Genomic DNA, 24,844 nt, shown 5'->3' on the forward strand with positions numbered 1-24,844 from the left:
GGCGCGCAACCGGGCGAAACGCGTTTGCCTCGTCGGGGCCGGGGCATCCAGCGCCGCATGTACACGGTTGCGCAGCTGGTGGGCGGGGTGTGGGGTGCGGGCGGCGACGGCGGCGAACTGGTCGTGCGTGATCCGGCGGACGACGCGCCGGTGAGCACGGTGCCGGTGGCCACTGCCGACGAGGTGGGCAAGGCGACCCAGGCGGCCCGCAACGCGGCGTCCCAGTGGGCGGCGACCGCCCCGGCGGAACGGGCGGCGGCGCTGCACCGGGCCGCGGACGCGGTGGAGGCGGTGATCGAGGAGTTGGCGGCTGCGGTCACCGCGGAGATGGGCAAGCCGTTGGCGGACGCCCGCGGCGGCGTCGAGGCGGGGATCGGCACCCTGCGACAGTATGCGGAACTGGCGCCGCTGCGCGGCGGGCGCACGCTGAACGGCGACACCGACGCGCTGGACTTCCTCACCCCACAGCCACGCGGCGTGGTCGCGGCGATCACCCCCTGGAACGACCCGGTGGCGGTCTCCTGTGGACTGCTCGGCGCTGCCCTGGTGACCGGGAACGTGGTGCTCTACAAGCCGAGCGAACGGACACCGGCGACGGGTTGGCTGTTGGCCCGGGCGCTGGACCAGGCTCTGCCGGCAGGGGTGTTGTCACTGCTCACCGGCGGACCGGAGGTGGGTGCGGCGCTGGCGGCGCAGGACGTCGACGTGGTGGCCCACGTGGGTTCCACAGCGACCGGGCGGGCGATCGCCGCCGCGGCGGCCCGGACCGGCGCGAAGGTGCTCTTGGAGAACGGCGGCAGCGACCCGCTGATCGTGGACGCGGGCGTCGACCCGGAGTGGGCGGCGGAGCAGGCCGCGCTCGGCGCGTTCGCCAACGCCGGGCAGATCTGCGTGGCGGTGGAGCGGCTCTACGTGCACCGGGAGGTGGCCGACGACTTCGTGGCCGCGCTGGTCCGACGCGCCGCGGCGCTGCGGGTCGGGCCGGGCCGGGCCCCGGACACCGAGCTGGGCCCGCTGGTCGACCGGCGGCACCGGGACCACGTGCACGGGCAGGTGGCGGCCGCGCTGGCGGACGGCGCACGGGTGCGGGTGGGCGGTGAGGTCCCGGACGGGCCGGGGGCGTTCTACCCGGCCACCGTCGTCACCGACTGCCGCCACGACATGCCGCTGGTCCGGGAGGAAACCTTCGGGCCGGTCGCCCCGGTGGTGGTCGTCGACTCGTTCGACGAGGCGCTGCGCTGCGCGGCGGACTCCCCGTACGGGCTGGCCGCCACTGTGTTGACCCCGTCGATGAGTCACGCGCAGCGGGCCTGGCGGGAGCTGCCGGTGGGCACGGTCAAGGTCAACGCGGTGTTCGGGGGTGCGCCGGGGGGCGCCGCGCACCCGCGCCGGGCCAGCGGACAGGGCTTCGGGTACGGCCCGGAACTGCTGGACGAGTTCACCGCCACGAAGGCGGTGCACATCGAGGCGCCGGGGGGCGGGCACTGGTGAACGGCGCGGGCGGACGCAGGGGTGGCGCGTCCGCCCGTACCGCGTCGGTTGTGCTCCGGTGCGGCGGCGATCAGTCGCCGCGGGCCTTGCGGGTCGCGCGGTCGTTGGCCTTCTCGATGGCCGTGACCAGCTCCGGTTTGGTCATGCTCGACCGACCGGGCACGTCGAGTTTGCGGGCCACCGACATCAGGTGGTCCTTGGTGGCGTTGGCGTCCACGCCACCGGCGGTGGGCGCCCGTCGTTCCGGCCCGCCGCCGGCGGCCTGCTGGTCGCTGGGGCCCTTGCGGCCCTTCGGCTCCCAGTGGTCGCCCACCTTCTCGAACTGATGCTTCACGGCGGCGAAGGCGGTGCGGTGCGACCGCTCCCCCTCGCCGTAGGTCTCGACCGCCGAGTCGTGCGTCTTTTCCCAGGTGCGCTGCGCCTTCTCCGGGGAGCGCCGCAGCGTGCTGGGCAGGTCTTCGCGCCCGGGCATCTCGTCCTCCTCCGTGTCGACAGGGTCACTGTGACCGTTCCCCGGTGACCGGGCGGCAAACCATAGCGGCGACGGTCGGGTACCGGGTGGGTTTGTCGATTTCACCATCCGGGTACCGCCGGGCCAGGCCAGACCGGACGACCGGTCATCCGGCGGCCGGGGCGCAGGGAGCGGGCATGACGACCACGGAGCCCGGTACGACGCTCGACGGCACACCGGGCACCCGGGGGGTGCCCCGACGGATGCGGCAGTTGAGCTGGCGGACCTGGCGCGGGGTGCTGGTCCGCAGCGTCCAGAACTTCGTCAACGACAACTGCTCCGACTGGGCTGCGGCGCTGACCTACTACGGGGTGCTGGCGCTCTTTCCGTCCGCCATCGTGGTGGTGGCGCTGGTCGGTCTGGTCTCTGACGGGGAGCGGACCCTGGACACTGTGGTCGACCTTGCCAACCAGGTGGGCGCCGGTTCGGTGCTGACCAACGACGAGGGCGGCGTGGTCGGCGTGCTCCAGACCGTGGTGCTCGACCAGAGCAACCCCAAGCTGCTGCTGAGCTTCGGCCTGCTCGGCGCGCTCTGGTCCGCGTCGGGTTTCATCGGCGCCTTCACCCGCGCCTCCAATGCCGTCTACGGGGTGACCGAGGGCCGCCCGGTGTGGAAGCTTCGGCCGCTACAGATCGGTCTGGCGGCGGTCACGCTGGTGCTGCTCGCGGTCGTCGCCCTGGGCCTGATCGTCAGTGGGCCGGTCACCGATGCGGTCGGCGACCTGGTCAACGCCGGCGGCCTGGCCCGCACGACGTGGAGCGTGGCGAAGTGGCCGGTCCTCGCCATGATCATGATGGCGCTGCTGTCCCTGCTGTTCTGGATCGCGCCGAACGTGCGCCAGCCCCGGTTTCGCTGGCTCACCCCCGGCGGCGCGGTGGCCCTGATCTCCTGGGCGGCGGCCTCCTTCGGCTTCGGCCTCTACGTGGCCAACTTCAGCTCGTACAACACCACCTACGGCAGCCTCGGGGCGGCCATCGCGTTCCTGGTCTGGCTCTACCTGTCCAACTCGGCGCTGATGCTGGGCGTGCAGATCAACGCCGAGGTGCAGCGCGGGCGGCAGTTGCAGGCCGGCGACCCGAACCCGGACGAGCCGGTGCTGCCGCCCCGCAAGCCCGCCGACGAGTAGGCCTCCGTTCGGCAGCGGTGTCCGGTTCGCCGCCGGACCGAGGGCCGGTTCGTGGCCCGGTGCCGGTTTATCGGGTGAGGTGCCGGGTAGCGCAGAAGGCATGGAGCGTGGCAACAGCAAGCACGGACCGAGGATCGACGAACAGATGAGTCAGGAGGTCAGCGGCCTCGTACAGGGGCCGGGGACCGGTGGCTCTCGGGTCGACGAGTCGCGGGTGCCGGAACCGGCTGGCGAGGACCAGCCGGAGACGACCACCGCCCCGGCCGGCGACCTGCGCACCGGCACCCCGCAGGGCATGAGCTCTACGGACGTCGAGCAGCGCAGCCGGCTCGGCCGGTTCATCTCGATGAGCGCGCTGCCGGGCGACCGTCTGGTGCTCATTGCCAGCGCCCGTGAGAACGAGGCGCCGGACGACATCGTGGCGTCGCTGGAACGGCTGCCCGAGGGCACCGTCTACCAGACGGTCTCCGAGGTGTGGGCGGCGCTGGGCAACAAGAACGAGACAACTCGCTGGTGACCAGGATCGCCCCCGATCCGGCAATCCACCAGTGGCTGAAGGAGGTTCCCCGATGAGTGGCGTTACCGAACATGTGGACGTTTCCGTACCCGTACGCACCGCGTACGACCAGTGGACGCAGTTCGAACAGTTCCCCGAGTTCATGGAGGGTGTGCAGGAGGTCCGGCAGCTCTCCGACACGATGACCCACTGGACCGTGGACATCGCCGGTGTGAAGCGCGAGTTCGACGCGGAGATCACCGAACAGCTCCCCGACGAGCGGGTCGCCTGGCGCTCGACCGACGGCACCCAGCAGGCCGGCGTGGTGACCTTCCACCGACTGGACCAGGACAAGACGCGGGTCACCCTGCAGCTCGAGTTCGAGCCGCACGGCGTGGTCGAGCAGGCCGGCGACAAGCTCGGCATCGTCGACCGACGGGCCAAGGGCGACCTGGAACGGTTCAAGACCTACATCGAGCGGCGTGGTCAGGAGACCGGCGCCTGGCGCGGACAGGTGGACCGTCCGCAGCCGTGACGGTGAGCAGTGACCTGCGATGGCCGCCGGGATTCCCGGCGGCCATCGCCGTATCCGAGCCTTGTCGCACACCACCGTTTGCGATCATCGCGCCCGGGTACCGCTGAAGACATGACCGACGACAACATCAGGGTGTGGCGGGACGAGGAACGGCTTCCGTTGGAAGAGCTGGAGCAGGCCGTGGCCGGCTCCAGCCTCGACGGGCAGGCCGACGACGTGACCGGAAACGACGCGGGGGAAGAGGCGACGTTCGGGCACGGGCCGGCAGCGGACGACCGTAAGGGGCAGGCCCAGGGCAACAGCCGGGAGGACACCGATCCGGAGCGCCGCTACCGCCCGTCCACCACCGGGCGGACCGGCCCGGACGCGGGCTGACCCTCCCCGCCGGGCTGACTGGGCGCCGGCCGCCCGCTGGGCTGGCCGGTCGAGCGACGGGCACCCCACTCGTAGAGCGCGATCAGCGCCAGCGCGAGCACCAGCAGAGCCGCGCCCAGCACCTGCACCGACGTGTTGCCGATCAGCACGCCCAGCCCGGCCGGGACGAGCGCCGCGCCGACGCCCGAGGCGCCGATCTGCATCCCGATGGCCCGGTCCGCGTGCGCCGCGCCGACCCGTTCGGCGGTGGTGAGGGTGAGCAGCGGAAACACCGGCGCTGCGGCGAAACCGACAACGACAAGGCCGAGCACCGCCAGGGCGGCCGGGCCGGGAACGGCGATCAGCGCCGCGCCGACGGCCATTCCGGCCAGGCTGGCCCGCAACACCAACCCCGCCCCCAGGCGCTCGGCCACCAGACCCTGCACGACCCGGCCGACGAAGAGACTGCCCCAGTACGCGGAGACACAGCCGCCGGCCAACGCCGCGCTGAGCCCGCGCCCCTCGGTCAGCAGCAGGAACGCCCACAGGCCGGCGGACACCTCGATGGCCACGTACAGCGCGAAGGCGAGCAACCCCGACCAGACCGCCGGCAACCGCAGCGTGTCCCGAACCGGAACCTGGACGGTCGACGCCGGCCCGGAATCCGTGGCGCCGGGCACGCCCTGGACCGCCGCGCCCGCTTCGGTGCCGGCTGGGGCGTCACGGCGCCAGGCCCGCACCGTGAGCACGAACGCGACGGCGAGGACGAGTTGGGCGGCGGCCACGATGCCGTACCCCCAGCGCCAGGCCAGCCCGGCGCTCAGCACCGCGGTCATGATCAGCGGGCCGATGGCCACGCCGAGGCCGAAGAAGGCGTGCAACCAGTTCATGTGGCGAGGCCCGAAGGCCCCGGCGGCGTACGCGTTGAGCCCGGAGTCGACAGCGCCGGAGCCGAGCCCGAGCAGCAGCGCGCAGCCCACCAGCACCGCCAGCACGGGGCTCACCGAGTAGCCGGTCAGCGCCAGGCTGGCCACCAGGGTGCTGCCGGCGAGCAGGGCGCCCACGCCGACCCGGGCCAGCGTGAAGCCGGCCAGCACGCTGGAGGTGAGATAGCCGACGGTGCCGGCGGTGAGCACCCACCCGACGGCCTCGGTCGGTACGTCGAAGTCGCCTCGGATCGAGGGCCAGCTGACGCCGAGCAGGCCGTCGGGCAGGCCGAGACTGACGAACGCGAGGTAGGACAGCAGGAGCAGTGCGGCGCGGGGACGCGCGGGCGCGGTGGACACGAGACACCATCCTGCCGCAGGGGCACCCTAGCGCCGTCGGCACCCGATCGCTCGCGGCGCAAAGAAGTCGTGTCCGTACGGTCGAGAAAACGGACAGCTCATCCAGAATCGGCCGATCGGAGGACGGCAAGCCGGCCGGTTCGCGTAAGAATTTCGGGATGCATCAAGGCTCCGGAATCCTCTCCACGCGTCAGCGCAAACTCGCCTGGCTCGGCTTCCTGCTCGCCGCGCTCCAGGCACCCGTGTCCGCCTGGCTCGTCGCCGACGAGTCGTGGCTGTTCAGCCTCTGCGTCGCGCTGATGGTGGCCACCGTGATCATCGCTGACGACGCGGCACGGCGTCGCCCGGCCGACGCGACAAGCGACTAGCCCTCGCCACCCGGCCGGGCCTCGTGGCCCGGCCGGCCCCGGCTCCGGCGGCGTTCCTTCATCTCCGCCTCGTAGAGGTGGCGCCGCCCACCCACCAACTCGTCGCGGGCCTGCTGGTCCAACTCGCGGAACAGCGCGTGGTAGCCGTCGTCGAAGTCCTCGACGATCTGAAACGTCCACCGTCCGGCGATGACGTTGCGGCCGCGTAGCTCAGTGGCGATCCGGTCGGCGAGGTGCGGATGCCCAGCGGCGCGAAACTGCTCCACCGCGTCGTCGAGCATCAGGTCGGCGTGGCCGATCAACTGGTGCACCGAGTAGAGGTGCCCCCGGGCCCGCTCCACACACTCCAGCGCCTCGCTGAGCTTGCCGAGCGCGGCAATCGTCGCGTCGCTGACGCCGTCCGGCCGCCGGTGCCGCTCGTCGGGTCCGTCCACCTGCTGTCCCATCCGTGCCTCCGTGCCGGGTGCCGTCATTCCTGGGTGTTCTCCTGCTGCCCCGTCTGTGCCGGATCAATCCCCCAGGCCAGCGTCGACCGCCTCAGTGGCGCACCCGACATCCGCCGAGCGGACGAGGTCGACACGGTCACTGGTCGGTTAGCCTCGGTCACCATGCGTGTGCCGTTCAACCGGGTCGCCTCCCGTACCGCCGTCGACTCGGCGCGGTCCACCCTGGCCGCCCTCACCGTCTCCGTGGGCACTGTCGGGCTCGCCGCCGCCGCCGCGCGCCCGGGCCTGCTGGCCCTCGTCGACCAGCATGCGGCGGCCGTCCGGGACAGCCTCGACGGCGACCGCACGCCGCTGAGCGCCGCGGCGCTCGCCGGCTACGCCGAGGGGGTGCGCGCCGCCGCCCTGGAGCACGGGTGGACGCCACCCAGCGGGTCGGTGGACTGGAGCCAGCCGGAGTGGCTGCTCACCCGCCTCGTCGCGGTCTGCGCGCTGGCTCGCGCACTCGATCGGCACTGACACGCGAGGGGAGGGCACCCCGCGTCGTACGCGGAACACCCTCCCCACCCGTCGTGCCGTTCCGCCCGCTACGAGCGGTACTGCTGGGCTTCGTCCACCCGAGGCATGGCCTGGGTGCGGTCACCCCCGCGGTCGGCCATCTGCCGCTCCACGTCGCTACGCCCGGCCGACGCGGCCTGACGTTGCTGCTGCACCGCCCGAGCCTCCTGGGCCGCCCGCTGCAACCAGCCGTCCCAGCGGTTCTGCATCGGCTTCACGAGACCACCGCCGACGCCGACGATCAGGATGCCGGCCACCGTGGCGAGCACCGCGATCAGCACCGGAGTCGTCACCGTGGTGGCGATACCCACCTGGTTGAGGGCGGCGATCACACCGAGCGCGATGATGAAGATCGCCGTCAGATCGGCCAGGACCTTGCCGTACGAGAGCCCTCCCAGCGCCCCGGTGACCAGATCCCGGACAGCGTTGGCGATCGCGGCCGCCACCACCACGATGACGATCGCGATGAACGCGCGCGGCAGCCAGGCCACCACGCCGCTGATCAGGTCACTGATCGCGTTGGGTCCCCAGACTCCGAAGGCGAACTGCAGCGTGAACAGCAGTACGGCGTAGTACGCCAGTCTGGCCAGGATGTCGCTGGCGTCGTACTTCGTTCTCTCCAGGGCCCGTTTGATGCCACCGCGTTCGACCGCCTGGTCGAAGCGCACCCGTTCCAGCACCGTATCCACGATTTTGAGGACGGCTCTGGCGATGAGCCAGCCGACCACGAGGATGACGATGAAGGCCACTGCCTTCGGGATGAAGAGCAGCACCGACCTCCAGGTGTCGGCGATGGCATCGCCGATGTCGGCCTGCCGGACCGCGAGGGTTTTCAGCATGATGTCCCTCCTGTCGCATGGACTGCGCCGGGCGCATACCCGGCAACCGGTCCGGCACTCCGCGCAGCGCGCGGCGTTTTTCCCGACAGACCTCCGGACAGGGGCCCTGAACTGCCCGAACGGCCACCGCGAGGGACTCGGCGACGGCCGGACGCCGTGGTCGGATGCCTTTTCCGGTCGGCCGACTAGGCTGCGAACATGCCAGGAACGGTCGGGCGGGTCCCCACACCAGCAACTCCGGGCCCGGGCAGACCCACCGGGTCCGGCCCGGCCGTCGGCGTGCTCGCCCACGACTGGGCCAACACCCCGCTGGGCCCGGCCGACGACTGGGACGTCGCCCTCCAGGCAGTGGTGGAGCTGGTCCTCGCCTCGCCGATGCCGATGGCCCTGGCGTACGGCGACGATCTCGTCCTGCTCTACAACGCCGGCTACGCCGAACTGCTGGGCACCAAGCACCCGAGCGCCCTCGGCCGTCCGGCCGCCGAGGTGTTCGCGGAGATCTGGGCGCTGCCCGGCGTCGGCGCGGTGATCGAGCGCTGCTACCGGCAGGGCGAGCCCTTCCTGGAGAAGGAGTCCACCCTGCCGCTGGTCCGTGGGCACTCCGCGACGGTGGAGCAGGCGGTCTTCACCCGGGGCTACTCACCGGTGCGCGACAGCGCCGGGCAGATCGTCGGCGTGCTGACTGTCGCGGCCGAGACCACCCACGTCACCGAGCAGTTGCAGAGCCTCAGCGAGGTGGCCGCGGCGCTCGCCGGCACCCTCACCCTCGACGACGTGGCCCGGGTGGCGCTGCGGTACGCGATCACCACGTTCGACCCCGACCAGGCCTCGTTCGCTGTCGACGAGGGCGGCGGCGGCTGGCGCATGGTGCGTCGGGTCCGTGGCGAGTTGTTGGACGAGGCCGACGAGCGGCTTCCCCCGCTCTGGCGGCGCGCACCGGCGGACTGGTCGGCCCCGGTGGTGCAGGCGGCCCGCTCCGGCGCCCCGTCGTTCACCCGCGACGGGCAGCCGCTGCGGGACACCGCCGTGGACCGCCACGACCAGAAGGTCCGCGCGGTGGCGGCCCTGCCGCTGGGCACCTCGGTGGTCCGCGGCGGGCTGGCGGTCGGCTACCAGGTTCCGCACACCTGGTCCCCCGCCGAGCGGGCGCTGCTGGCCGCCTCGGCCGAGCTGATCGGCCAGGCCGCCGAGCGGGCCCGCCGGTTCGAGACGCAGCACGGCACTGCCCAACTGTTGCAGCGCAGCATGTTGCCGGAGCACCTGCCGGATCTACCCCGGTTGCGGATCGCGGCGCGCTACGACCCGGGCGTGGACGGCAACGCGGCCGGCGGTGACTTCTACGACGCGTTCCTGCTGCCCGACGGCTCACTCGGCGTGGTGCTGGGCGACGTCGCCGGGCACGACGTGCAGGCCGCCGCGCGGATGGGGCAGGTCCGGGCAGCGTTGCGCGCTCTGGCCCTGGCCGACCCGACGCCCGACGCGGTCCTGGCCGGCCTGGACCGGCTGGTGACCAGCCTCGGCGCGGAGGCCGGCACCCACGAGCTGTTCGTCACCGTGGCGTTCGGGGTGATCGACGCGGAGCGGCGGGAGCTGACCCTGTCCAGCGCCGGTCACCCCGCGCCGTTGATCCGCCGCGGTGACCCGGATGGTCGGTTCCACGCCGAGTACGTCGACGTCCCGGCCGGGCCGCCGCTGGGGTTGGGCGGCCGGCCGGGCACCACGACCGTCCCGTTCCGCCCCGGCGACACCCTGCTGCTGTTCAGCGACGGGGTGGTGGAGCGTCGCCGGCAGAGCCTGAGCGCCGGGCTGGCCACGCTGAGCGACGCCATCGCGAAGGCCGGCAGCGGCGACCCCCGCGCGCTCTGCGCGGTGGCCACCGCGGCGGTCCCGGGCGGCACGGAGGACGACGTGGCAGTGCTGGCGGTCGAGCACGCGCTCAAACCGAGTCGTTCGGCGAGCATGGAGGTGCCCGCCGAGCCGACGGCGCCAAGCCGGGTCCGGCACTGGCTGACCGGCCAGCTCACCGAGTGGCAGGTGCCCGAGTCGGTGATCGGGGCGGCGGTGCTCTGCACCAGCGAGCTGACCACCAACGCGTTGCTGCACGCCGGCACGGCCGCCCGCGTGGAGATCGACCTCAGCGCCGAACGGCTGCTCGTCTCGGTAGCGGATTCCGGCACCCGAGGGACCGTGACCCGGGCCCGTACCGACACGTTGAGCAGTCGCGGGCGCGGCCTCGGCCTGATCGAGGAGCTCAGCGACGCCTGGGGCACCGACCCGTCGGTCCGGGGCTCCACGGTCTGGTTCGAGATCCTCACGCCGCCGGCCGCGCATCCCTGAGCCGCCCGAGGGTAGGAGGACGCCCATGGCTACCGACCGGCCCGCCGGGGTCCTCTTCGATGTCGACGGCACCCTGGTCGACACCACCTACCTGCACACGGTGAGCTGGTGGGAGGCGTTACGTCAGACCGATCAACCGGTGCCGATGGCGGTGGTGCACCGTTCGATCGGGATGGGTTCGGACAAACTCCTGGATCATCTCCTCGGCCCGGAGCGGGACCGCGACGCCGACTCGAAGCTGCGCGACGCGCACGACACCCTCTACGCCGAGTACTGGGAACGGCTCACACCGCTACCCCGGGCGGCCGACCTGTTGCGGGCCTGCGCCGATCGGGGGTTGCGGGTCGTGCTGGCCACCTCCGCCTCGGAACCCGAGGTGGGCGCGCTTCGTCGGGCGCTGGCCGCCGATGACGTGATCGACACGATCACCTCCTCCGCGGACGCCCAGCAGAGCAAGCCGGCCCCGGACATCCTCATCGCCGCCTTGGAGCAGTCCGGGTTGGCCGCCGAGCGGGTGGTCTTCGTCGGCGACTCGGTGTGGGACGTCGCCGCGGCCGGCAAGCTGAACATTCCGTGCGTGGGCCTGACCTGCGGTGGCACCAGCCGCGGCGAGCTCGCCGGCGCGGGTGCCGTGGCGGTGTACGAGGACCCGGCCGCGCTGCTGCACGAGTTGGCGGACTCGCCGCTCGCCCGACCCCGGTGAGGATCACTCGGGTCCACCGGCACTGACGCGCATAGCCGGAGCCCTTGCGGGGCAAGGACTGTCACCACCTGCCCGCACCTCGCGGGTGCGGCCGGAAAGGTGGTGCCGTGGAGCCGGTAGATGTGGCGTTCGCGCTGGTGGGCCTGGGCGCCCTGCTCGCGGGCATCCTGCCGCGGGTGCTGGATAGGCGCCCGCTGTCCATGCCCATCGCCTTCCTCGCCCTCGGCATGCTGGTGTTCCTGCTGCCGGTCGGGCTGCCGTCGCCGGACCCCCTGGCCCACCCGGAGCTGACCACCCACCTCACCGAGATCGGGGTGATCGTCGCGCTGATGGGTGCCGGGTTGAAGATCGACCGGCCGTTGAGTTGGCGGCGGTGGTCGTCCACCTGGCGGCTGCTGGCGATCGCGATGCCCCTGTGCATCGCGTCGGTGGCCCTGCTCGGCTGGTGGTGGGCGGGGCTGGTGCCGGCCGCCGCGCTGTTGTTGGGCGCCGCGCTGGCACCCACCGACCCGGTGCTCGCCGCCGACGTGCAGGTCGGTGAGCCGACCGACGTGGAGGATTCCGAGGACGAGGTCCGGTTCGCGTTGACCTCCGAGGCCGGCCTGAACGACGGGCTGGCGTTCCCGTTCGTCTACGCGGCCATCGCCATCGCCTCGACCAGCCTCGCCCCGAGCGACTGGTTGGCCGAGTGGTTCACGGTGGACGTCCTCTGGAAGATCAGCATCGGCGTCGGCGGTGGCCTGCTCATCGGCTGGCTGCTCGGCAAGCTGTTCTTCCGCGCGCCCAGCGAGCTGCGGCTGGCCCGGCACGCCGAGGGCTTCCTGGCGCTGGCTGCCACGTTCCTGGCGTACGGGCTGGTGGAGGTGGTCGGCGGGTACGGCTTCCTGGCGGTGTTCGTGGCCGCCCGGGCCATTCGGGCCGCCGAACGGACCCACGAGTTCCACTCGGTGCTGCACGACTTCGCCGAGCAGGTCGAACGGCTGCTCACCCTGGTGCTGTTGCTGCTGCTGGGCGGCGCGATAGTGGGTGGCCTGCTGAGCCCGCTGACCTGGCCGGCGGCCGCCGTCGGGCTGGCGCTGGTGTTCCTGGTGCGGCCGCTGATCGGCTGGTTGTCGTTGCGTGGCGCTCCCGGACGCCCGGCCGAGCACTGGGTCATCTCCTTGTTCGGCATTCGTGGCGTCGGCTCGTTCTACTACCTCGCGTACGCCACCACCAAGGCCGACTTCCCGCAGGCCGAGCTGCTCTGGGCGACCGTCGGGCTGGTGGTGCTCGTCTCCGTCGTGGTGCACGGCATCACGGCGACCCCGGTCATGCAACTGCTGGACCGGGAGGGAGAGCGGACCTCCGACCCGGCCGAGCGCGACGCCGACGCCCGCCCCGTCGCGGCCGCCGGTCACACCTGAGCGGGTGGCCCCGGGCCGAGCGGGCATGCCTGAGTGGGTGACTCAGGCCAGGCGGGCGGCCAGCGCACGGCCCAGGTCCCGGCCGGAGCGCCAGGCGCTCTGCACCCGGGGCTTGCCGAACGCGTCGCCGGCCAGGCCGATTCCGTCGGCGTCGAGGTGGTGGGTGGCGCCGCCGGCGTCGGTGGTCGGCTTCGCGTACGTCCAGCGGTGCACGTGCACGTCGACGGCCTGCTCGGGCAGCCCGAGCAGGTCCCGGACGGCCTGCTCGATCGCCGGGCCGGCCCCGGTGGGTTGGGCCAGGTGCCCGGCCGCGAACTCCGGCACGGTGTGCGCGACCAGCACCGGCGCGCCGTCACCGCGCCGGTCGCCGTCGTCGCAGACGAGGTTGAGGACCGGGTGCTCGTTGACGAACGCGCCCCGGAAGTCCGGCCAGCGCCGGGTCGGGAAGCGCAGTACCGCGGCCAGCGACGGCGACCAGCGTTGCGCCTGCACGACCCGGGTGGCGTCGGTCAGGGCCGGGTCGAGCAGTAGGGCGGCCTGCGGACCCGGCATGGCCAGGGCGACCGCCGCACACGGCTGCCCGTCGACGACCGGGCCGGGTTCCACTGTGAGCACCAGCCTGTCGACGGTCACCGGTACCGCGTCGGCCAGGTGCTCGACCAACGAGCGCAGCCCACCGGGGGCGGCGAAGCGCATCGGCCCGGGCACCTCGTGGTTCCCACTCCGGTCGTACGCCTGGAAGGTGTCGGTCCATTCGCGGACCAGCCCGGCGGCACGCCACTGCTCGACCAGCGCGGCGAAGTCCGGGTCGGTGGCGGTGAAGTAGGCGGCGCCGATGTCCGCGGGCCGGCCCTGGAAGCGTTTGCTGGCCATCCGGCCACCGCGGACGTGCCCCCGCTCCCGGACCTGCACCGGCACCCCGGCCCGGGTCAACTCGACCGCACAGGCCACCCCGGCGATGCCCGCCCCGACCACCACCACGCTCGACCGGTCCTCCGTCATCAGATGATCGTAGGTGGCGGCGTTCGGGCATGAACCACCGACGATCGGGGTACTGGCACACCTGTTCGAAAGGAAGGGTGATGATGATGACGGATCGCCGCATTGAGCAGGCCGACCAGAACCCCGCGATCAAGGACCCGGACGAGTGGGTCACCGGGGACGAGCCGCCGACCGCCGCCCAGGAGTCGTACCTGAGCACGCTGGCCCGGGAGGCTCATGCCGACCTCCCGGACGACCTGACCAAGGCCGAGGCGTCCAAGCGCATCGACGAGCTCCAGGCCGAAACGGGCCGAGGCCAGTAGGACCCTCCGCGCGATCTTGCACTTTCTGTCGCGACGAAACGACACACAAGGTGCAATTCGACGACAGCAAGTGCAAGATCGCCGGGGCCGGGGCCGGGCCGCGGGCCGGGGCGGGCCGGGGCTGGGCGGGTCAGGGGCGGGGTAGGTGGTGTAGGTGGACCTTGGTGAGGGTGCCGGTGTGCACCTCGGCGGTGAGGTAGGTGGCGTGGGGTTGGGAGCGGCGGTCGGTGGGTGAGCCGGGGTTGAGCAGGCGCAGCCCACCGGGCGCCTCGGTGTCCCAGGGGATGTGCGAATGCCCGAACACCAGCAGGTCCACGTCGGGAAAGCGGGCCGCGCACCGCTTTTCCCGGCCGGTCCGTTGACCGGTCTCGTGCACCACCGCCATCCGCAGGCCGTCCAGCTCCACCCGGGCCACCTCCGGCAGCCGGGCGCGCAGCGCCGGGCCGTCGTTGTTGCCGTACACCCCGATCAGTCGGCGCGACCGCGCTGTCATGGCGTCGAGCAACGCCTCGTCCACCCAGTCGCCGGCGTGCACCACCACGTCGGCCGCTTCGATGGCAGCCCAGAGGGGCCCGGGTAGGTCCCGGGCCCGCTTCGGTACGTGGGTGTCCGCCGTGAGCACCAGCCGCATACCGGCATTGTGCCCCGAGTCCCGGCCGCCCACCCGGGGGACGTGGGTGGGCGGCCGGGCTCCGCCTCCGCCGCCCGGCCCCGTGCGTCATCGACGCTCGGGTACGGGAGCCGAGCCGGTCAGGGGGCGGTCACGGCAGGGTCCAGCGTTGCGCCCCGGTGCCGTTGCAGGTCCAGATCCGCAGTTGCCGACCGTCGGTGAGATCCGAGTTGGGGATGTCCAGGCAACGACCGGACTGGGGGTTGCGCAGGCTGCCGTCCGACTGGGCGGCCCACTGCTGGGCCCCGCTGCCGTTGCAGTCGTAGAGCTGCACGAGGGTGCCGTCGGTGGTGCCGCTCGCCTTCACGTCCAGGCACTTGGCGAGCCCCCGCACCGTGCCGTCGCCGGGCAGGGTCCAGCGCTGGGCGGCGGTGCCGTTGCAGGTCCAGGTCTGCACCCTGGTGCCGTTCGCGGTCTGGCTGGAGGCGATGTCCGCGCACTTGCCGAGGGCCTTGACCTCACCGGTGCGCGCCCCGCCGGTGCCGACGCCCGGGCCGGTGAAGGTGTAGCTGTCCACGTCCAGCAACGCCCCGCTGCCGCCGGTGACGACCAGGTACAGGTCGTGGGTGCCGTCGTCGGGCTTGGTCACCGTGGCGCTCAGTTCGGTGTAGTTGTCCCAGCCGCCGGTGTTCGGCACCGCGATCCGGGCGACCTCGGTGCCGGTCGGTGAGTCGTACCGGAAGGAGAGGGTGCCGCCGGGGCCACCGGAGGAAACGCGAGCCCGGACGCCGGTGATCCCCTTGAGGCTCACCGCGTGGTGCCGGACGCTCTCGCCGTTCTGGACGTCACCCAGCCGCTTGCCACCCTCGGCCGCCGCCTGGTCGATCACCTTGGGGCCGTTGAGCTGGACGAAGTGCTCGGCCTGCCACTGTTTCGGGTAGAGGCTGATCTCCTGCTCACCGGTGAGCGCGGCCGAGCCGGTCGCGCCGCGATCGGTGTAGCTGCCCCGCAGGACGAAGAACAGCACCGAGTCGGGGCCGGCGTGCACCGGGCCGGTGTTGAAGGTCGCGCCGCAGCCGGTCCCCTCCCCCTCCTCGTGGGCGTGCTCCTGGTGGCCCAGCGCGGCCCGGACGACCACCGCCGAGCAGGCCGGCGTGCCGTCCTGCGGGTCACTGGCCGTGGCGCCCACCGCCAGGTCCTGCCCCCAGTCGAAGAGCCCGCCGGCGGGTAGGCCGGTCAACGTGACAGTCGGCCGGCTGTTGCCGACCACCACCGACACCACTGTGGTGGCGCTGCGGCCGGTGCCGTCGTTGACGGTGAGCCGGGCGCTGTAGCTGCCGTTGGCGGAGTACGTGAAGGACGGGTTCGCGGCGGTCGAGTCGGTGCTGCCGTTGTTGGTGAAGTCCCACGCGTACGTCAGCGGGTCGCCGTCCGGGTCCGAGCTGCCGGCGCTGGAGAAGGTCACCGAGAGGGGGGCCAGGCCGTTGTCCCGGTTGACTGTGGCCTTGGCAGCCGGCGACCGGCCACCCTGGACATAGTTGATCTTGTAGAGACCGGCGTCGACAGCGCCGGAGAAGTAGCCGCTGCCGTATTCCAGCAGGTAGAGCGAACCGTCCGGGCCGAACTGCCAGTCGATCGGGTGGACGAGTTTCATGCCGGCGAGCACCGGCTCGATGACGGTCGGCGACCCGGTGGACGGGTTGCCGTTGTCGAACTGGACCTCCTTGATCCAGTTGCGGCAGTACTCGGAGATCAGCCACTTGTTGTCGTAGTAGGCCGGCCACTTCACGTCCGAGACGAGGTTCGGATCGTAGTGGTAAACCTCGACGTGGTTGGGCGAACCGCACCCACCCGGGTTGTCCAGCGCCGGCCAGTCCTCACTGCCGCCGTGCTGCTCCCAGACCAGTGCCGGTTTCGTCGGCGGAAGCTGCTGGACGCCAGTGTTGCGGGGTGAGTTGTTGACCGGTCCGGTCGAGCCGCCGCAGGGGAACCAGCCGCGCGGTGTGGCGGTGGCGAAGTCCCAGTCGTTGTAGGCGACGTTGGGGCCGCCACAGTACGGCCAGCCGTAGTTGCCGGGCCCGTTGGCCCGGTTGAACTCGTCGTAGGCCGCCGGGCCGCGGTTGGCGAGGTCGGTGCCGGCATCCGGGCCGACCTCACCCCAGTAGAGGGTGTTGCTGGCAGTGCGGTCCACCCAGATCCGGTACGGGTTGCGCACGCCCATCACGAAGATCTCCGGGCGGGTGCGCGCGGTGCCGGCGGCGAAGAGGTTGCCGACGGGGACGGTGTAGCTGCCGTCGCTCTCCGGGTGGATCCGGTTGATCTTGCCGCGCAGGTCGTTGGTGTTGCCCGAGGTGCGCTGGGCGTCGTACTGGGCGTTGCGGTTCGTCCGCTCGTCGATCGGGGCCATCCCGGCGGAGTCGCCGCCGGAGTTGGTGTTGTCGCCGACGGCGAAGTACAGGTTGCCGGCGGTGTCCCAGCTCATCGAGCCGGCCGAGTGGCAGCAGAGATCGCGTTCGGTGGGCCACTCGATGAGCACGTCCTCGCTGCCCGCGTCGAGCAGCAGGGTGGACGGGTTGAAGGTGAACCGACTGATCCGATTGACCAGTGGGGTGACCTTCGGCGAGTAGAAGAGGTAGACCCAGCGGTTGGTCGCGAAGCTCGGGTGCAGCGTGATGCCGATCAGGCCGTCCTCGAAGCGGGCGTCCAGCGCCAGGGTCAGGGCCACCGTGGTGGACCTGGTCGCCGGGTTGTAGATGCGGACCTGCCCACCGGCGGCACTGGTGCCCCGGTTGATGTAGAAGACCTTGCCATCGGGTGCGACGGCCAGTTCGATCGGTTCACCCATGGACAGGCCGCCGTCGAGGGCTACCTTCTCGAAACCGACCGTGGCGGGCGGCGCGAGGGCGGCGGCCTGGACCGGGGACGCGGCTGCCGGTAGGACGCTCGCCTGCGGGACGAGGCAGAGGGCGACCAGGACGGTGAGCAGTGTGGTGGCGCTGACGAGCCGTCGACGCAGATTGCGGGACACGAGACCTCCAGCTGTCCGGGGGATCTCGGTGCCGCTCCCGCCGACTGGAGGAGCACCGCGGTGTTTCCCGGACATTAACGTCTTTCACTGGAAGGCGATAGAACTTCGCGTCGTCGGATCGAAAGTTGTCAAGATTTACACGAAAGTACAGCCTCAGCGACGCGCCGGGGTGAAGTGCGCCGGGGGCATCCCGCAGTCGCGCAACGTCGGGTCCTGCTCGACGTCGGTCAGCACACCGGCGGCATTGATGAGGCCGATGTGCGAGAACGCCTGCGGGAAGTTGCCCAACTGCTCCCCGGTCAGCTGGTCGATCTGCTCGGCGTACAGGCCCAGGTCGTTGACCCGACCAGCCAGATCGCGAAACAACTCGTGCGCCCGGTCCCGCTCGCCGGCCAACGCCAGGCAACTCACCAGCCAGAACGAACAGATGACGAAGCCCGCGGGATCGCCGTCCCAGCGCCGCAGCAGGCCGTCGTGTGACAGTCGCCGCTCCACCGCGCGGACCGTCGAGCGCATCCGAGGGTCGTCGGCCCGCACAAATCCCACCAGCGGCATCACCAGCACCGACGCGTCCAGCTCGTCGGAATCAAAAATCCCTGTGTACGACTGGAGCCTGTCGCTCCACCCCCGCTCGAGGATCGCCGCGCGCACCTCGTCGCGGGCAGCCGTCCAGCGCGCCAGGTCCTGCGGCCCGCCGAGCTGGTCGCCGAAGCGGACCGCCCGATCCAGCGCCACCCAGCACTCCACCTTCGAGGACACGTGGTGGTGTTGCACTCCACGCTCCTCCCACATCCCCGCGTCCGGCTGTTTCCAGTCCTGCTCGGCCTGATCGGCGAGCACCCGGAGCAGGTGGTAGACGTCCGGGTCGAACGGTTCGAGCTGGTCGCGCATCAGCCAGGCGGCGTCCATGGCCGCGCCGTAGATGTCGTTCTGTCGCTGCCGCCACGCGTCGTTGCCGGTCACCACCGGCGGGCTGTCGCGGTAACCGCCGAGCTGGTCCAGCCGGTGCTCGGTGAGGTCCCGCTCCCCCAGCACCCCGTACATGATGGGCACCGGCTGGTCGCCTATTCGGCCCATCGCCCGGCCCAACCAGGCGAACTGCCGCCGCACCTCGTCGAAGCACGCCGACCGCCACAGCGCCCGCAGGGTGTGGCTGAAGTCGCGCACCCAGACGTAGCGGTAGTCGTAGTTGCGGTCCCCGCCGAGCTTCTCCGGCAGCGAGGTGGTCACCGAGGCCACCACCGCACCGCTGGGCCGGTACGTCATGCCCTGCACAATGAGGCCGCTGCGCCGCACCTCCTCGGCGTAGAGGCCCTGGTACTCGTGCTCGGCGGCCCAGGACCGCCAGCCGGCGACGGTGTCGGCGATCGTCTGGTCGGCGTCCGGCACCTCCGGCAGTGGGGCGTCGTAGGTCGGGGCGTACCCGAGACTGAAGTTGTGGGTCGCGCCGGCGCGGACGGTGAACGTCGCTGCGGCATCGCCGTCGTCGCCGCACGCCAACCGCACGCTGCTGCGGAAGGTGAGCCGCGCGGCCCCGGCGATGGCCTCGAGCATGTCCTCACGCTCGACCAGGTACGCGATGGTGCGCCCGTACTCGAAGCGCGGACGGTAGTGCACCCGCATCGGCACCGCACCGGAGAGTCCCTGCACGCTACGGACCAGCACCTGCGGTGGGTGCATCCCGATGTCGTGACCTCGCGAGCCGGGCTCGAAGGCGAGCGCGTCGGTGAGCGCGACCTCCCCCTGCGCGGTGCGGAAGACGGTCCGCAACACCAGGGTGTCCTTCAGGTAGGTCCGTTCGACAGTGAAATCGGCCTCCGGCCGGATCGACCAGTGCCCCGCACCGTCGTCGAGCAGCCGCCCGAACACCGACGGGGCGTCGAACCGGCCGGGGCACCACCAGTTCACCGAGCCCGAGGCGTCCACCAGCGCCGCGGTGCGGCCGTCGGCGAGGAACCCGTAGTCGCTGATCTGTCCGCTCTCCACCTGACTGCCTACCCGGGCAGCCCGCGCCCATTCCCCTCCTGTCCGACGGTGGAGACCGCGTTACCGGTCGGCCTGGACGGGAACCCGGCGAGCTGACGAGGGAGGATGCTCATGACGTCAGCTTCGGGGCCGACCGCCGCCTGGCGGTCCGGCACACAGGGTGGCGACCTGCTTCCATCCGGGCCGGCCGGCCGCCTGTCGACACCGGCCGGGGACGGCCACGGGCCGGAGGCTGGTCCGCCGACCGTGACGATCGGCTCGTACCCGGACTATCCGACCGCGCAGCGGGTCGTCGACTACCTGGCCGACAACCGCTTTCCGGTGGAGCACAGCGCCATCGTCGGCACCAACCTCGCCCTTGTGGAAACGGTGCTCGGGCGAATGACCACCGGTCGAGCCGGTCTGCTCGGCGCCGGTACCGGCGCCTGGTTCGGGCTCTTCATCGGCCTGTTGTTCGGCATCTTCACCGTCGGCAACTGGCTGGCGGTGATCCTGGTCGGGCTGGTCATCGGTGCGATCTGGGGTGCCGTGTTCGGCGCGGTCGCGCACGCCATGACGGGCGGGCAGCGCGACTTCACCTCGGCCAGCTCACTGCGCGCCGGCCAGTACGCGGTGACCGTCGACGCGCAGCTCGCCGACCAGGCGCGACAGCTACTCGGTCGGATGCAGATGCCCACCTCGGCGGCGAACGCCCGCTGACCGACGACCGACCGCCCGTCCCGGCAGCACTCCGGGGCGGGCGGCCGTTTCGTCGTTCAGTCGGGCTGAGCCTCGAACAGTTCGCCGTACCGGGTGGCGCCGCGCACCGAGTCCACAGCGAACGTGACGTGCCCGACCGGCACCCGCCCGCCGACGGCCTCGGCCACCCGTGCCGCTGCCGCCAGCGCGAAACCGCCGCACAGCTCGATCAGCGCGACCCCCTCGGCCAGCAGGTCCACCGCCACGGTGGGGGCCATCACCGGGTCGGGCACGGGCACGAGGTAGGTGCGTTGGCCGTCGCGGTCCAGCACGACCCGGTCGGCGACGGGGTCGCTGCCCGGGTGCTCGTAGATGTACGCCCAGCTGACAGTCATCAGACCACTCCCCCGCACGGATCGGTGACGTCGACCGTAGGCGTTGAACGGAACTTGAGGTCAAGCCGCGCGACGCACGGGGATCGAGCCGGTCAGTAGGTTTTGTACGCCAGCTCGCCGGCCCGCAGCGGCACGTCGACCCGGTTCTCCGGTGGCGCCAGCGGGCAGGCCCAGCGGTCGTCATAGGCACAGCTCGGGTTGTAGAGGTAGTTGGCGTCCAGCCGGACCCGGTCGCCGGGCAGCAGCTGCACACCCCGACCGAAGGTGCCCTTCACCGTGTCGGTGAGGTACCGGCCTCCCCCGTAGCTCTCCCGCCCGCAGGTGCCGTCGCGCAGCGGAACGAACAACCCGCCCCCGTACGCCTCGATCCACCACAGGGTCAGCGGCCCCCAGGACGTCTCGGCAACCGCCACCCGCCGGTACGCGATCACCCCGTCCGGGCCGCCGGTGTCGATGCGCAGCTCACCGCTGGCCGGTCGCAGGGACGCCTCGACCACGGCCTCCGGGTTGGGCGGGAAGTAGCGCACGCCGGCGAAGTCCTGCCGCTCCGCCACGGGGATCGGGCTCTGCGGGTGGGTGGCGAAGAGTTCGTCGCGGCCGGCACGGAAGCCGGCCAGGTCGACGTCGGACAGGTACAGCCGGGCCACCCGCTCGCGCCAGTCGGCCAACTCCAGATCATCCACGCCACCGAGCCTATGCCCCGGTGCTGCGGCAGCTCAGCGCGACGGCCAGGTGGTGAGGACGGCGTCGAGGGCGTCCAGGGTGCGGGACCAGGAGTCGTCGGTGGGGCGCGGCGTGTGCCGGAAGCCGCCGGTCTTCTCCAGGCTCACGAACCCGTGGAACGTGCTGTGCATCATCCGCACCGCGTCGGTCTGGTCGGGCTCGGAGAGCCGGTAGCCGCGCAGGATCGCCCGGGTCATCTCGGCGTGCCGGACGCCCGCGCTCGCCGCGGCGGTCTCCGGGTCGAGGTCGATCTGCATGGCGGCGTAGCGGCCCGGGTGCTCCCGCGCGTAGTCGCGGTACGCGTTGGCGAAGGCCACCAGCGCGTCCTTGCCGGCCCGGCCGGCGAGCGCTGCGGCGACCCGGTCGGCCAGCTCCGCCAGCGCCAGCAGGGCGATCCTGACCCGCAGGTCGTGCGCGTTCTTGAGGTGGAAGTACAGGCTGGCGTCCTTCACCCCGAACTGGCGTGCGAGCGCGGCGACTGTGACGTTCTCCACGCCCACCTCGTCGGCCAGCTCGGCCGCCGCCAGTGTCAGGCGCTCGATGGTCACCCCGGCACGTGCCATGCAGCACACTCCAAACCTAGCCATAATAATCGCTTGCCTAGGAGGGCTAGGCTACTACCTATGTTGGTCCTTACCGAATCCGTCATCCGCGCGTCCTTCGTCAATTGCAGCAAGGGCGAGGCGAAGCGGCTGGCCGTACCGAACGATCTTGAAATGCGGCAGTGGGACGACCTCGACTTCCTCGGCTGGCGGGATCCCTCCGCGCCGCAGCGGGCCTACCTGGTCGCCGAGACCGACGGCACGTTGGCCGGGGTGGTGCTGCGGGCCGCGACGCACCAGACGGGGCGCGTGCGGCACAGCATGTGCTCGTTCTGCCTGACCACGCACCTCGGTGGTGGCGTCTCGTTGATGACCGCCCCCAAGGCCGGTCCGAGCGGACGGCAGGGCGACTCCGTGGGCACGTACCTGTGCTCCGACCTGGCCTGCTCGCTGTATCTGCGGGGGAAGAAGCACGCCGGACCCCCCGCGCCCGAGCCGCTGCCACTGCCGGAGCGGATCGACCGCGTCAGGACCGCCCTCGCGGCATTCCTGCGCAAGGTCACCGAGTGACGGTTCGACACGACCTGGGCGGCCGGGGCCGGAGCGTGTTCGGGCTCCGGCCCGCCTCCGGCTAGCGGTCGGTGGCCAGGCGGGCGTGCAGGTGCTCGTCGTAGCGGCGGCCGTCGCCGTACCGGTACGACTCGCGCAGGGTCCCCTCGGCCGGATAGCCGGCGCGGTCGGCGACCCGGCAGGACGCCGGGTTGGCGACCGCGTGACACAGTTCCACCCGGTGCAGCCCGAGATCCGCGAACGCCCAGTCGGTGAGCCGGACGACAGCGCGCACCGCCACCTGACGGCCCCGCGCCGCGGGCACCGTCCAGTAGCCGATGGACGCGTCGCCGTCGTGGATGCGGTGCAGCGACACCGAGCCGAGCAGCTTGCCGTCGGCCGCCGCGGTGACAGCCATCGAGGCATGACCACCGGTGGACCAGTCGGCCCGGCGACGCACCCAGAGCAGCGCGACCTCGTCGTCGATCGGGTCGCCGCCCTGCGGGTTCCACTGGGCGATCGCCGGGTCCCGGAGGGCGTCGCGCACCGCCGGGGCGTCCTCGTCCCGCCAGGGGCGCAGCAACAGGTCGGCGGCGGAGAGTTCCACGTGTTCCACGAGGCCGGAGTCTGGCACAACCCAAGACCTGCGCGCCGCCGGATTAACGCAGGTTTCCTTCAAAGCTGCACGATCCGCCGCTCGGACGCCAGGAAGTGACGCAGACGACCTTCAACGTCGGTACTTAAATTTTGAAATAGTGCTATCGTCGTGGGCATGACCGAGAGCCTGGACAGCACCCGAGAGGCCGCCTGGCGCGCCTACATCGAGGCCAGCCAGCGTCTCTACACCCAGTTGGAAGAGGACCTGCGGGTCGACAGCGACCTCAGCTTCGCCGACTACCACGTGCTGGTCCTGCTCTCCGAGGCACCCGGGCAGCGGCTACGGATGGGCGAGCTGGCCGGCCGGTTGATCTTCTCGCCCAGCCGCCTCACCTACCAGGTCTCCTCCATGCAGCGTCGTGGCCTGGTCAGCAAGGAGCCCTGCCCGGACGACAGGCGCGGCAGCGAGGCGGTGCTCACCGCCGCCGGGCTGCTCGCCCTGCGGGAAGCCGCACCCCACCATCTGGCGTCGGTGCGTACCCATCTCATGGACGACCTCGACGATGCCGAGGTCGCCTGCCTCACCCGGGTCTTCGACCGGCTCGGCGAGCGCCTGCGGGCATCGCGGGTCAGCTCGACCACCCCCGCCTCACGCTAGGAGCCTCGACATGCCCGCGATCACCGTCGACAACGTCCTCGTCCTGCCCCGCCTGCCCCAGCTCGACGAGGCCACCACGATCCGCCCGGTCCGCACCGTGACCACGGCGCCCAGCGGCTTCGAGGGTGAGGGCTTCCCGGTCCGTCGCGCCTTCGCCGGGGTGTCGACCACCGACCTGGACCCGTTCATCCACCTCGACCAGATGGGCGAGGTCGACTACGCGCCGGGCGAGCCAAAAGGCACCCCGTGGCACCCGCACCGCGGCTTCGAGACCGTCACGTACATCATCGACGGCGTCTTCGACCACCAGGACTCCAACGGCGGTGGCGGCACCATCACCGACGGCGACACCCAGTGGATGACGGCGGGCAGCGGCCTGTTGCACATCGAGGCGCCGCCGGAGCACCTGGTGATGAGCGGCGGGCTCTTCCACGGCACCCAACTGTGGGTCAACCTGCCCCGCTCGGCCAAGATGAACCCGCCCCGCTACCAGGACATCCGGGGTCGGGAGTCGGCGCTGCTCACCACGCCCGACGGTGGCGCGCTGATCCGGGTCATCGCCGGCGAGGTCGCCGGGCACCGTGGCCCGGGTTCGACCTTCACCCCGATCACCATCACGCACGTCACGGTGCAGCCGGGCGCGCAGGTCGACCTGCCGTGGCGACCCGACTTCAACGCCCTGGTGTACGTGCTGGGCGGTCGTGGCACGGTCGGCACCGACCGGCGGCCGGTGCGTACCGGTCAGCTCGCGGTGCACGGCCCGGGTGACGCGCTGCGGTTCAGCGCCGACACCACGCAGGACAGCAACACCCCGGCACTGGACCTCTACATCATGGGCGGTCAGCCGATCCGGGAGCCGGTGGCACAGTACGGCCCGTTCGTGATGAACACCCGGGACGAGCTGCTCAAGGCGTTCGAGGACTTCCAGGCCGGCCGCCTCGGCGTGATCCCCACCGAGCGGCTCCCGCACACCGGCGGCCAGGGCACCCGGCCCTGACCACCGCCGACCGCTGAGTTCGGCGCCGACGCCTCCGGTTCACCCCGGGGGCGTCGGCGCCGCCTCAGGAGACCGCAAAGATCCCGGCAACGCCCAGAATCACCATCACCAACACCGCTACCAGCGCACCCCGTTCGCTCTCCACCGCCGGCTCGCGGTTCTCGGTCACGGGATTCGTCGTGTCGCGGGGCATAGTGTGGCCTCCTCGGCTGTTGTCGCGTCGCTTTCGATGGCGTCGGCCAGGTCACCGGTCTGGGGGCCTGGCGTGCGGACCCGCTTCCGGGGTCCTACCGTGAGGACGTTGCCGACCTCCAGGGGGGCTGGAC

Annotated in this window: 28 protein-coding genes; 15 read left to right on the forward strand and 13 right to left on the reverse strand. The window is 71.8% G+C overall.

Annotated features, from left to right (window positions below; all coding sequences use genetic code 11):
* Window positions 1-57: 57 nt before the first annotated feature.
* On the forward strand, window positions 58-1,491 hold the full coding sequence (locus tag OG992_RS10100; RefSeq protein ID WP_266303055.1) for an aldehyde dehydrogenase: 1,434 nt from the start codon (window positions 58-60) through the stop codon (window positions 1,489-1,491).
* Window positions 1,492-1,561: 70 nt separating this feature from the next.
* Here the strand turns inward: OG992_RS10100 and OG992_RS10105 are convergent, their stop codons facing one another.
* Entirely contained in the window at window positions 1,562-1,963 is a 402-nt protein-coding gene (locus tag OG992_RS10105; RefSeq protein WP_210785235.1) for a ChaB family protein, read from the reverse strand.
* 176 nt (window positions 1,964-2,139) lie between these two features.
* Between OG992_RS10105 and OG992_RS10110 the strand changes: the two genes are divergently transcribed.
* The 4 genes from OG992_RS10110 (at window position 2,140) to OG992_RS10125 (ending at window position 4,535) form a co-directional block, all read left to right on the forward strand.
* Window positions 2,140-3,129: a YihY/virulence factor BrkB family protein gene (locus tag OG992_RS10110; protein WP_266303056.1), complete on the forward strand. Its 990-nt coding sequence runs from the start codon at window positions 2,140-2,142 to the stop codon at window positions 3,127-3,129.
* Between the two features lie 100 nt (window positions 3,130-3,229).
* Window positions 3,230-3,646: a DUF2795 domain-containing protein gene (locus OG992_RS10115; RefSeq protein WP_238682925.1), complete on the forward strand. Its 417-nt coding sequence runs from the start codon at window positions 3,230-3,232 to the stop codon at window positions 3,644-3,646.
* Window positions 3,647-3,698: 52 nt separating this feature from the next.
* Window positions 3,699-4,160: an SRPBCC family protein gene (locus OG992_RS10120; RefSeq protein ID WP_238682924.1), complete on the forward strand. Its 462-nt coding sequence runs from the start codon at window positions 3,699-3,701 to the stop codon at window positions 4,158-4,160.
* Between the two features lie 111 nt (window positions 4,161-4,271).
* Window positions 4,272-4,535, forward strand: a complete 264-nt coding sequence (locus OG992_RS10125; RefSeq protein ID WP_266303057.1) for a hypothetical protein — start codon at window positions 4,272-4,274, stop codon at window positions 4,533-4,535.
* On the opposite strand, the gene OG992_RS10130 is transcribed toward OG992_RS10125, so the two are convergent.
* Window positions 4,490-5,800 (reverse strand): sugar MFS transporter, encoded by a 1,311-nt coding sequence (locus tag OG992_RS10130; RefSeq protein WP_266303058.1) that lies wholly within the window; start codon window positions 5,798-5,800, stop codon window positions 4,490-4,492. The genes OG992_RS10125 and OG992_RS10130 overlap by 46 nt on opposite strands.
* Before the next feature lie 158 nt (window positions 5,801-5,958).
* On the opposite strand from OG992_RS10130, the gene OG992_RS10135 reads away from it, so the two are divergent.
* The gene (locus tag OG992_RS10135) at window positions 5,959-6,168 is read left to right on the forward strand and encodes a hypothetical protein (RefSeq protein WP_210787345.1); all 210 of its coding nucleotides are present in this window, start codon (window positions 5,959-5,961) and stop codon (window positions 6,166-6,168) included.
* On the opposite strand, the gene OG992_RS10140 is transcribed toward OG992_RS10135, so the two are convergent.
* Window positions 6,165-6,614 (reverse strand): hypothetical protein, encoded by a 450-nt coding sequence (locus tag OG992_RS10140; RefSeq protein WP_238682921.1) that lies wholly within the window; start codon window positions 6,612-6,614, stop codon window positions 6,165-6,167. The two genes, OG992_RS10135 and OG992_RS10140, sit on opposite strands and share 4 nt — an antisense overlap.
* A 162-nt stretch (window positions 6,615-6,776) precedes the next feature.
* On the opposite strand from OG992_RS10140, the gene OG992_RS10145 reads away from it, so the two are divergent.
* Window positions 6,777-7,130 (forward strand): DUF6401 family natural product biosynthesis protein, encoded by a 354-nt coding sequence (locus tag OG992_RS10145; RefSeq protein ID WP_238682920.1) that lies wholly within the window; start codon window positions 6,777-6,779, stop codon window positions 7,128-7,130.
* 68 nt (window positions 7,131-7,198) lie between these two features.
* Here OG992_RS10145 and OG992_RS10150 read toward each other — a convergent pair whose 3' ends face one another.
* Complete coding sequence (locus tag OG992_RS10150; RefSeq protein WP_238682919.1) at window positions 7,199-8,008, reverse strand: hypothetical protein; 810 nt, start codon at window positions 8,006-8,008, stop codon at window positions 7,199-7,201.
* 198 nt (window positions 8,009-8,206) lie between these two features.
* Between OG992_RS10150 and OG992_RS10155 the strand changes: the two genes are divergently transcribed.
* The 3 genes from OG992_RS10155 (at window position 8,207) to OG992_RS10165 (ending at window position 12,451) form a co-directional block, all read left to right on the forward strand.
* Complete coding sequence (locus tag OG992_RS10155) at window positions 8,207-10,345, forward strand: SpoIIE family protein phosphatase (RefSeq protein ID WP_266303059.1); 2,139 nt, start codon at window positions 8,207-8,209, stop codon at window positions 10,343-10,345.
* A 25-nt stretch (window positions 10,346-10,370) separates the two neighbouring features.
* On the forward strand, window positions 10,371-11,048 hold the full coding sequence (locus OG992_RS10160) for an HAD family hydrolase (protein ID WP_266303060.1): 678 nt from the start codon (window positions 10,371-10,373) through the stop codon (window positions 11,046-11,048).
* Window positions 11,049-11,155: 107 nt separating this feature from the next.
* The gene (locus OG992_RS10165; RefSeq protein ID WP_266303061.1) at window positions 11,156-12,451 is read left to right on the forward strand and encodes a sodium:proton antiporter; all 1,296 of its coding nucleotides are present in this window, start codon (window positions 11,156-11,158) and stop codon (window positions 12,449-12,451) included.
* Window positions 12,452-12,493: 42 nt separating this feature from the next.
* On the opposite strand, the gene OG992_RS10170 is transcribed toward OG992_RS10165, so the two are convergent.
* On the reverse strand, window positions 12,494-13,432 hold the full coding sequence (locus tag OG992_RS10170) for an NAD(P)/FAD-dependent oxidoreductase (RefSeq protein WP_238683026.1): 939 nt from the start codon (window positions 13,430-13,432) through the stop codon (window positions 12,494-12,496).
* A gap of 104 nt (window positions 13,433-13,536) precedes the next feature.
* On the opposite strand from OG992_RS10170, the gene OG992_RS10175 reads away from it, so the two are divergent.
* Window positions 13,537-13,755, forward strand: a complete 219-nt coding sequence (locus OG992_RS10175) for a DUF3072 domain-containing protein (protein ID WP_238683025.1) — start codon at window positions 13,537-13,539, stop codon at window positions 13,753-13,755.
* Window positions 13,756-13,885: 130 nt separating this feature from the next.
* On the opposite strand, the gene OG992_RS10180 is transcribed toward OG992_RS10175, so the two are convergent.
* The 3 genes from OG992_RS10180 to OG992_RS10190 all read right to left on the reverse strand — a co-directional run bounded on the left by OG992_RS10180 (window position 13,886) and on the right by OG992_RS10190 (window position 19,379).
* Entirely contained in the window at window positions 13,886-14,386 is a 501-nt protein-coding gene (locus OG992_RS10180; RefSeq protein ID WP_266303062.1) for a metallophosphoesterase, read from the reverse strand.
* A 130-nt stretch (window positions 14,387-14,516) separates the two neighbouring features.
* Complete coding sequence (locus tag OG992_RS10185; RefSeq protein ID WP_266303063.1) at window positions 14,517-17,393, reverse strand: ricin-type beta-trefoil lectin domain protein; 2,877 nt, start codon at window positions 17,391-17,393, stop codon at window positions 14,517-14,519.
* A 153-nt stretch (window positions 17,394-17,546) separates the two neighbouring features.
* Entirely contained in the window at window positions 17,547-19,379 is a 1,833-nt protein-coding gene (locus tag OG992_RS10190) for a glycoside hydrolase family 15 protein (protein WP_266303064.1), read from the reverse strand.
* Between the two features lie 111 nt (window positions 19,380-19,490).
* Between OG992_RS10190 and OG992_RS10195 the strand changes: the two genes are divergently transcribed.
* Window positions 19,491-20,078, forward strand: a complete 588-nt coding sequence (locus tag OG992_RS10195) for a general stress protein (protein ID WP_238682912.1) — start codon at window positions 19,491-19,493, stop codon at window positions 20,076-20,078.
* A 56-nt stretch (window positions 20,079-20,134) separates the two neighbouring features.
* On the opposite strand, the gene OG992_RS10200 is transcribed toward OG992_RS10195, so the two are convergent.
* The 3 genes from OG992_RS10200 to OG992_RS10210 all read right to left on the reverse strand — a co-directional run bounded on the left by OG992_RS10200 (window position 20,135) and on the right by OG992_RS10210 (window position 21,738).
* Window positions 20,135-20,452: a DUF6506 family protein gene (locus OG992_RS10200; protein ID WP_238682911.1), complete on the reverse strand. Its 318-nt coding sequence runs from the start codon at window positions 20,450-20,452 to the stop codon at window positions 20,135-20,137.
* Window positions 20,453-20,544: 92 nt separating this feature from the next.
* On the reverse strand, window positions 20,545-21,135 hold the full coding sequence (locus OG992_RS10205; RefSeq protein ID WP_266303065.1) for a DUF1684 domain-containing protein: 591 nt from the start codon (window positions 21,133-21,135) through the stop codon (window positions 20,545-20,547).
* Window positions 21,136-21,168: 33 nt separating this feature from the next.
* Window positions 21,169-21,738: a TetR/AcrR family transcriptional regulator gene (locus OG992_RS10210; RefSeq protein WP_266303066.1), complete on the reverse strand. Its 570-nt coding sequence runs from the start codon at window positions 21,736-21,738 to the stop codon at window positions 21,169-21,171.
* Window positions 21,739-21,798: 60 nt separating this feature from the next.
* Between OG992_RS10210 and OG992_RS10215 the strand changes: the two genes are divergently transcribed.
* Window positions 21,799-22,287 (forward strand): FBP domain-containing protein, encoded by a 489-nt coding sequence (locus OG992_RS10215; RefSeq protein WP_238682908.1) that lies wholly within the window; start codon window positions 21,799-21,801, stop codon window positions 22,285-22,287.
* Window positions 22,288-22,348: 61 nt separating this feature from the next.
* Here the strand turns inward: OG992_RS10215 and OG992_RS10220 are convergent, their stop codons facing one another.
* Entirely contained in the window at window positions 22,349-22,882 is a 534-nt protein-coding gene (locus OG992_RS10220; protein ID WP_238682907.1) for a GNAT family N-acetyltransferase, read from the reverse strand.
* Window positions 22,883-23,038: 156 nt separating this feature from the next.
* Here OG992_RS10220 and OG992_RS10225 point away from each other — a divergent pair, with 156 nt between their 5' ends.
* A complete protein-coding gene (locus OG992_RS10225; RefSeq protein WP_238682906.1) occupies window positions 23,039-23,521 on the forward strand; it encodes a MarR family winged helix-turn-helix transcriptional regulator in 483 nt (160 codons plus the stop codon).
* Window positions 23,522-23,531: 10 nt separating this feature from the next.
* Entirely contained in the window at window positions 23,532-24,518 is a 987-nt protein-coding gene (locus tag OG992_RS10230) for a pirin family protein (protein WP_238682905.1), read from the forward strand.
* A 64-nt stretch (window positions 24,519-24,582) separates the two neighbouring features.
* On the opposite strand, the gene OG992_RS10235 is transcribed toward OG992_RS10230, so the two are convergent.
* A complete protein-coding gene (locus OG992_RS10235) occupies window positions 24,583-24,711 on the reverse strand; it encodes a hypothetical protein (protein ID WP_256441970.1) in 129 nt (42 codons plus the stop codon).
* Window positions 24,712-24,844 lie beyond the last annotated feature (133 nt).

Source organism: Micromonospora sp. NBC_00362, from assembly GCF_026342155.1.
In the GTDB taxonomy this organism is placed as follows: Bacteria; Actinomycetota; Actinomycetes; order Mycobacteriales; family Micromonosporaceae; genus Micromonospora; species Micromonospora hortensis.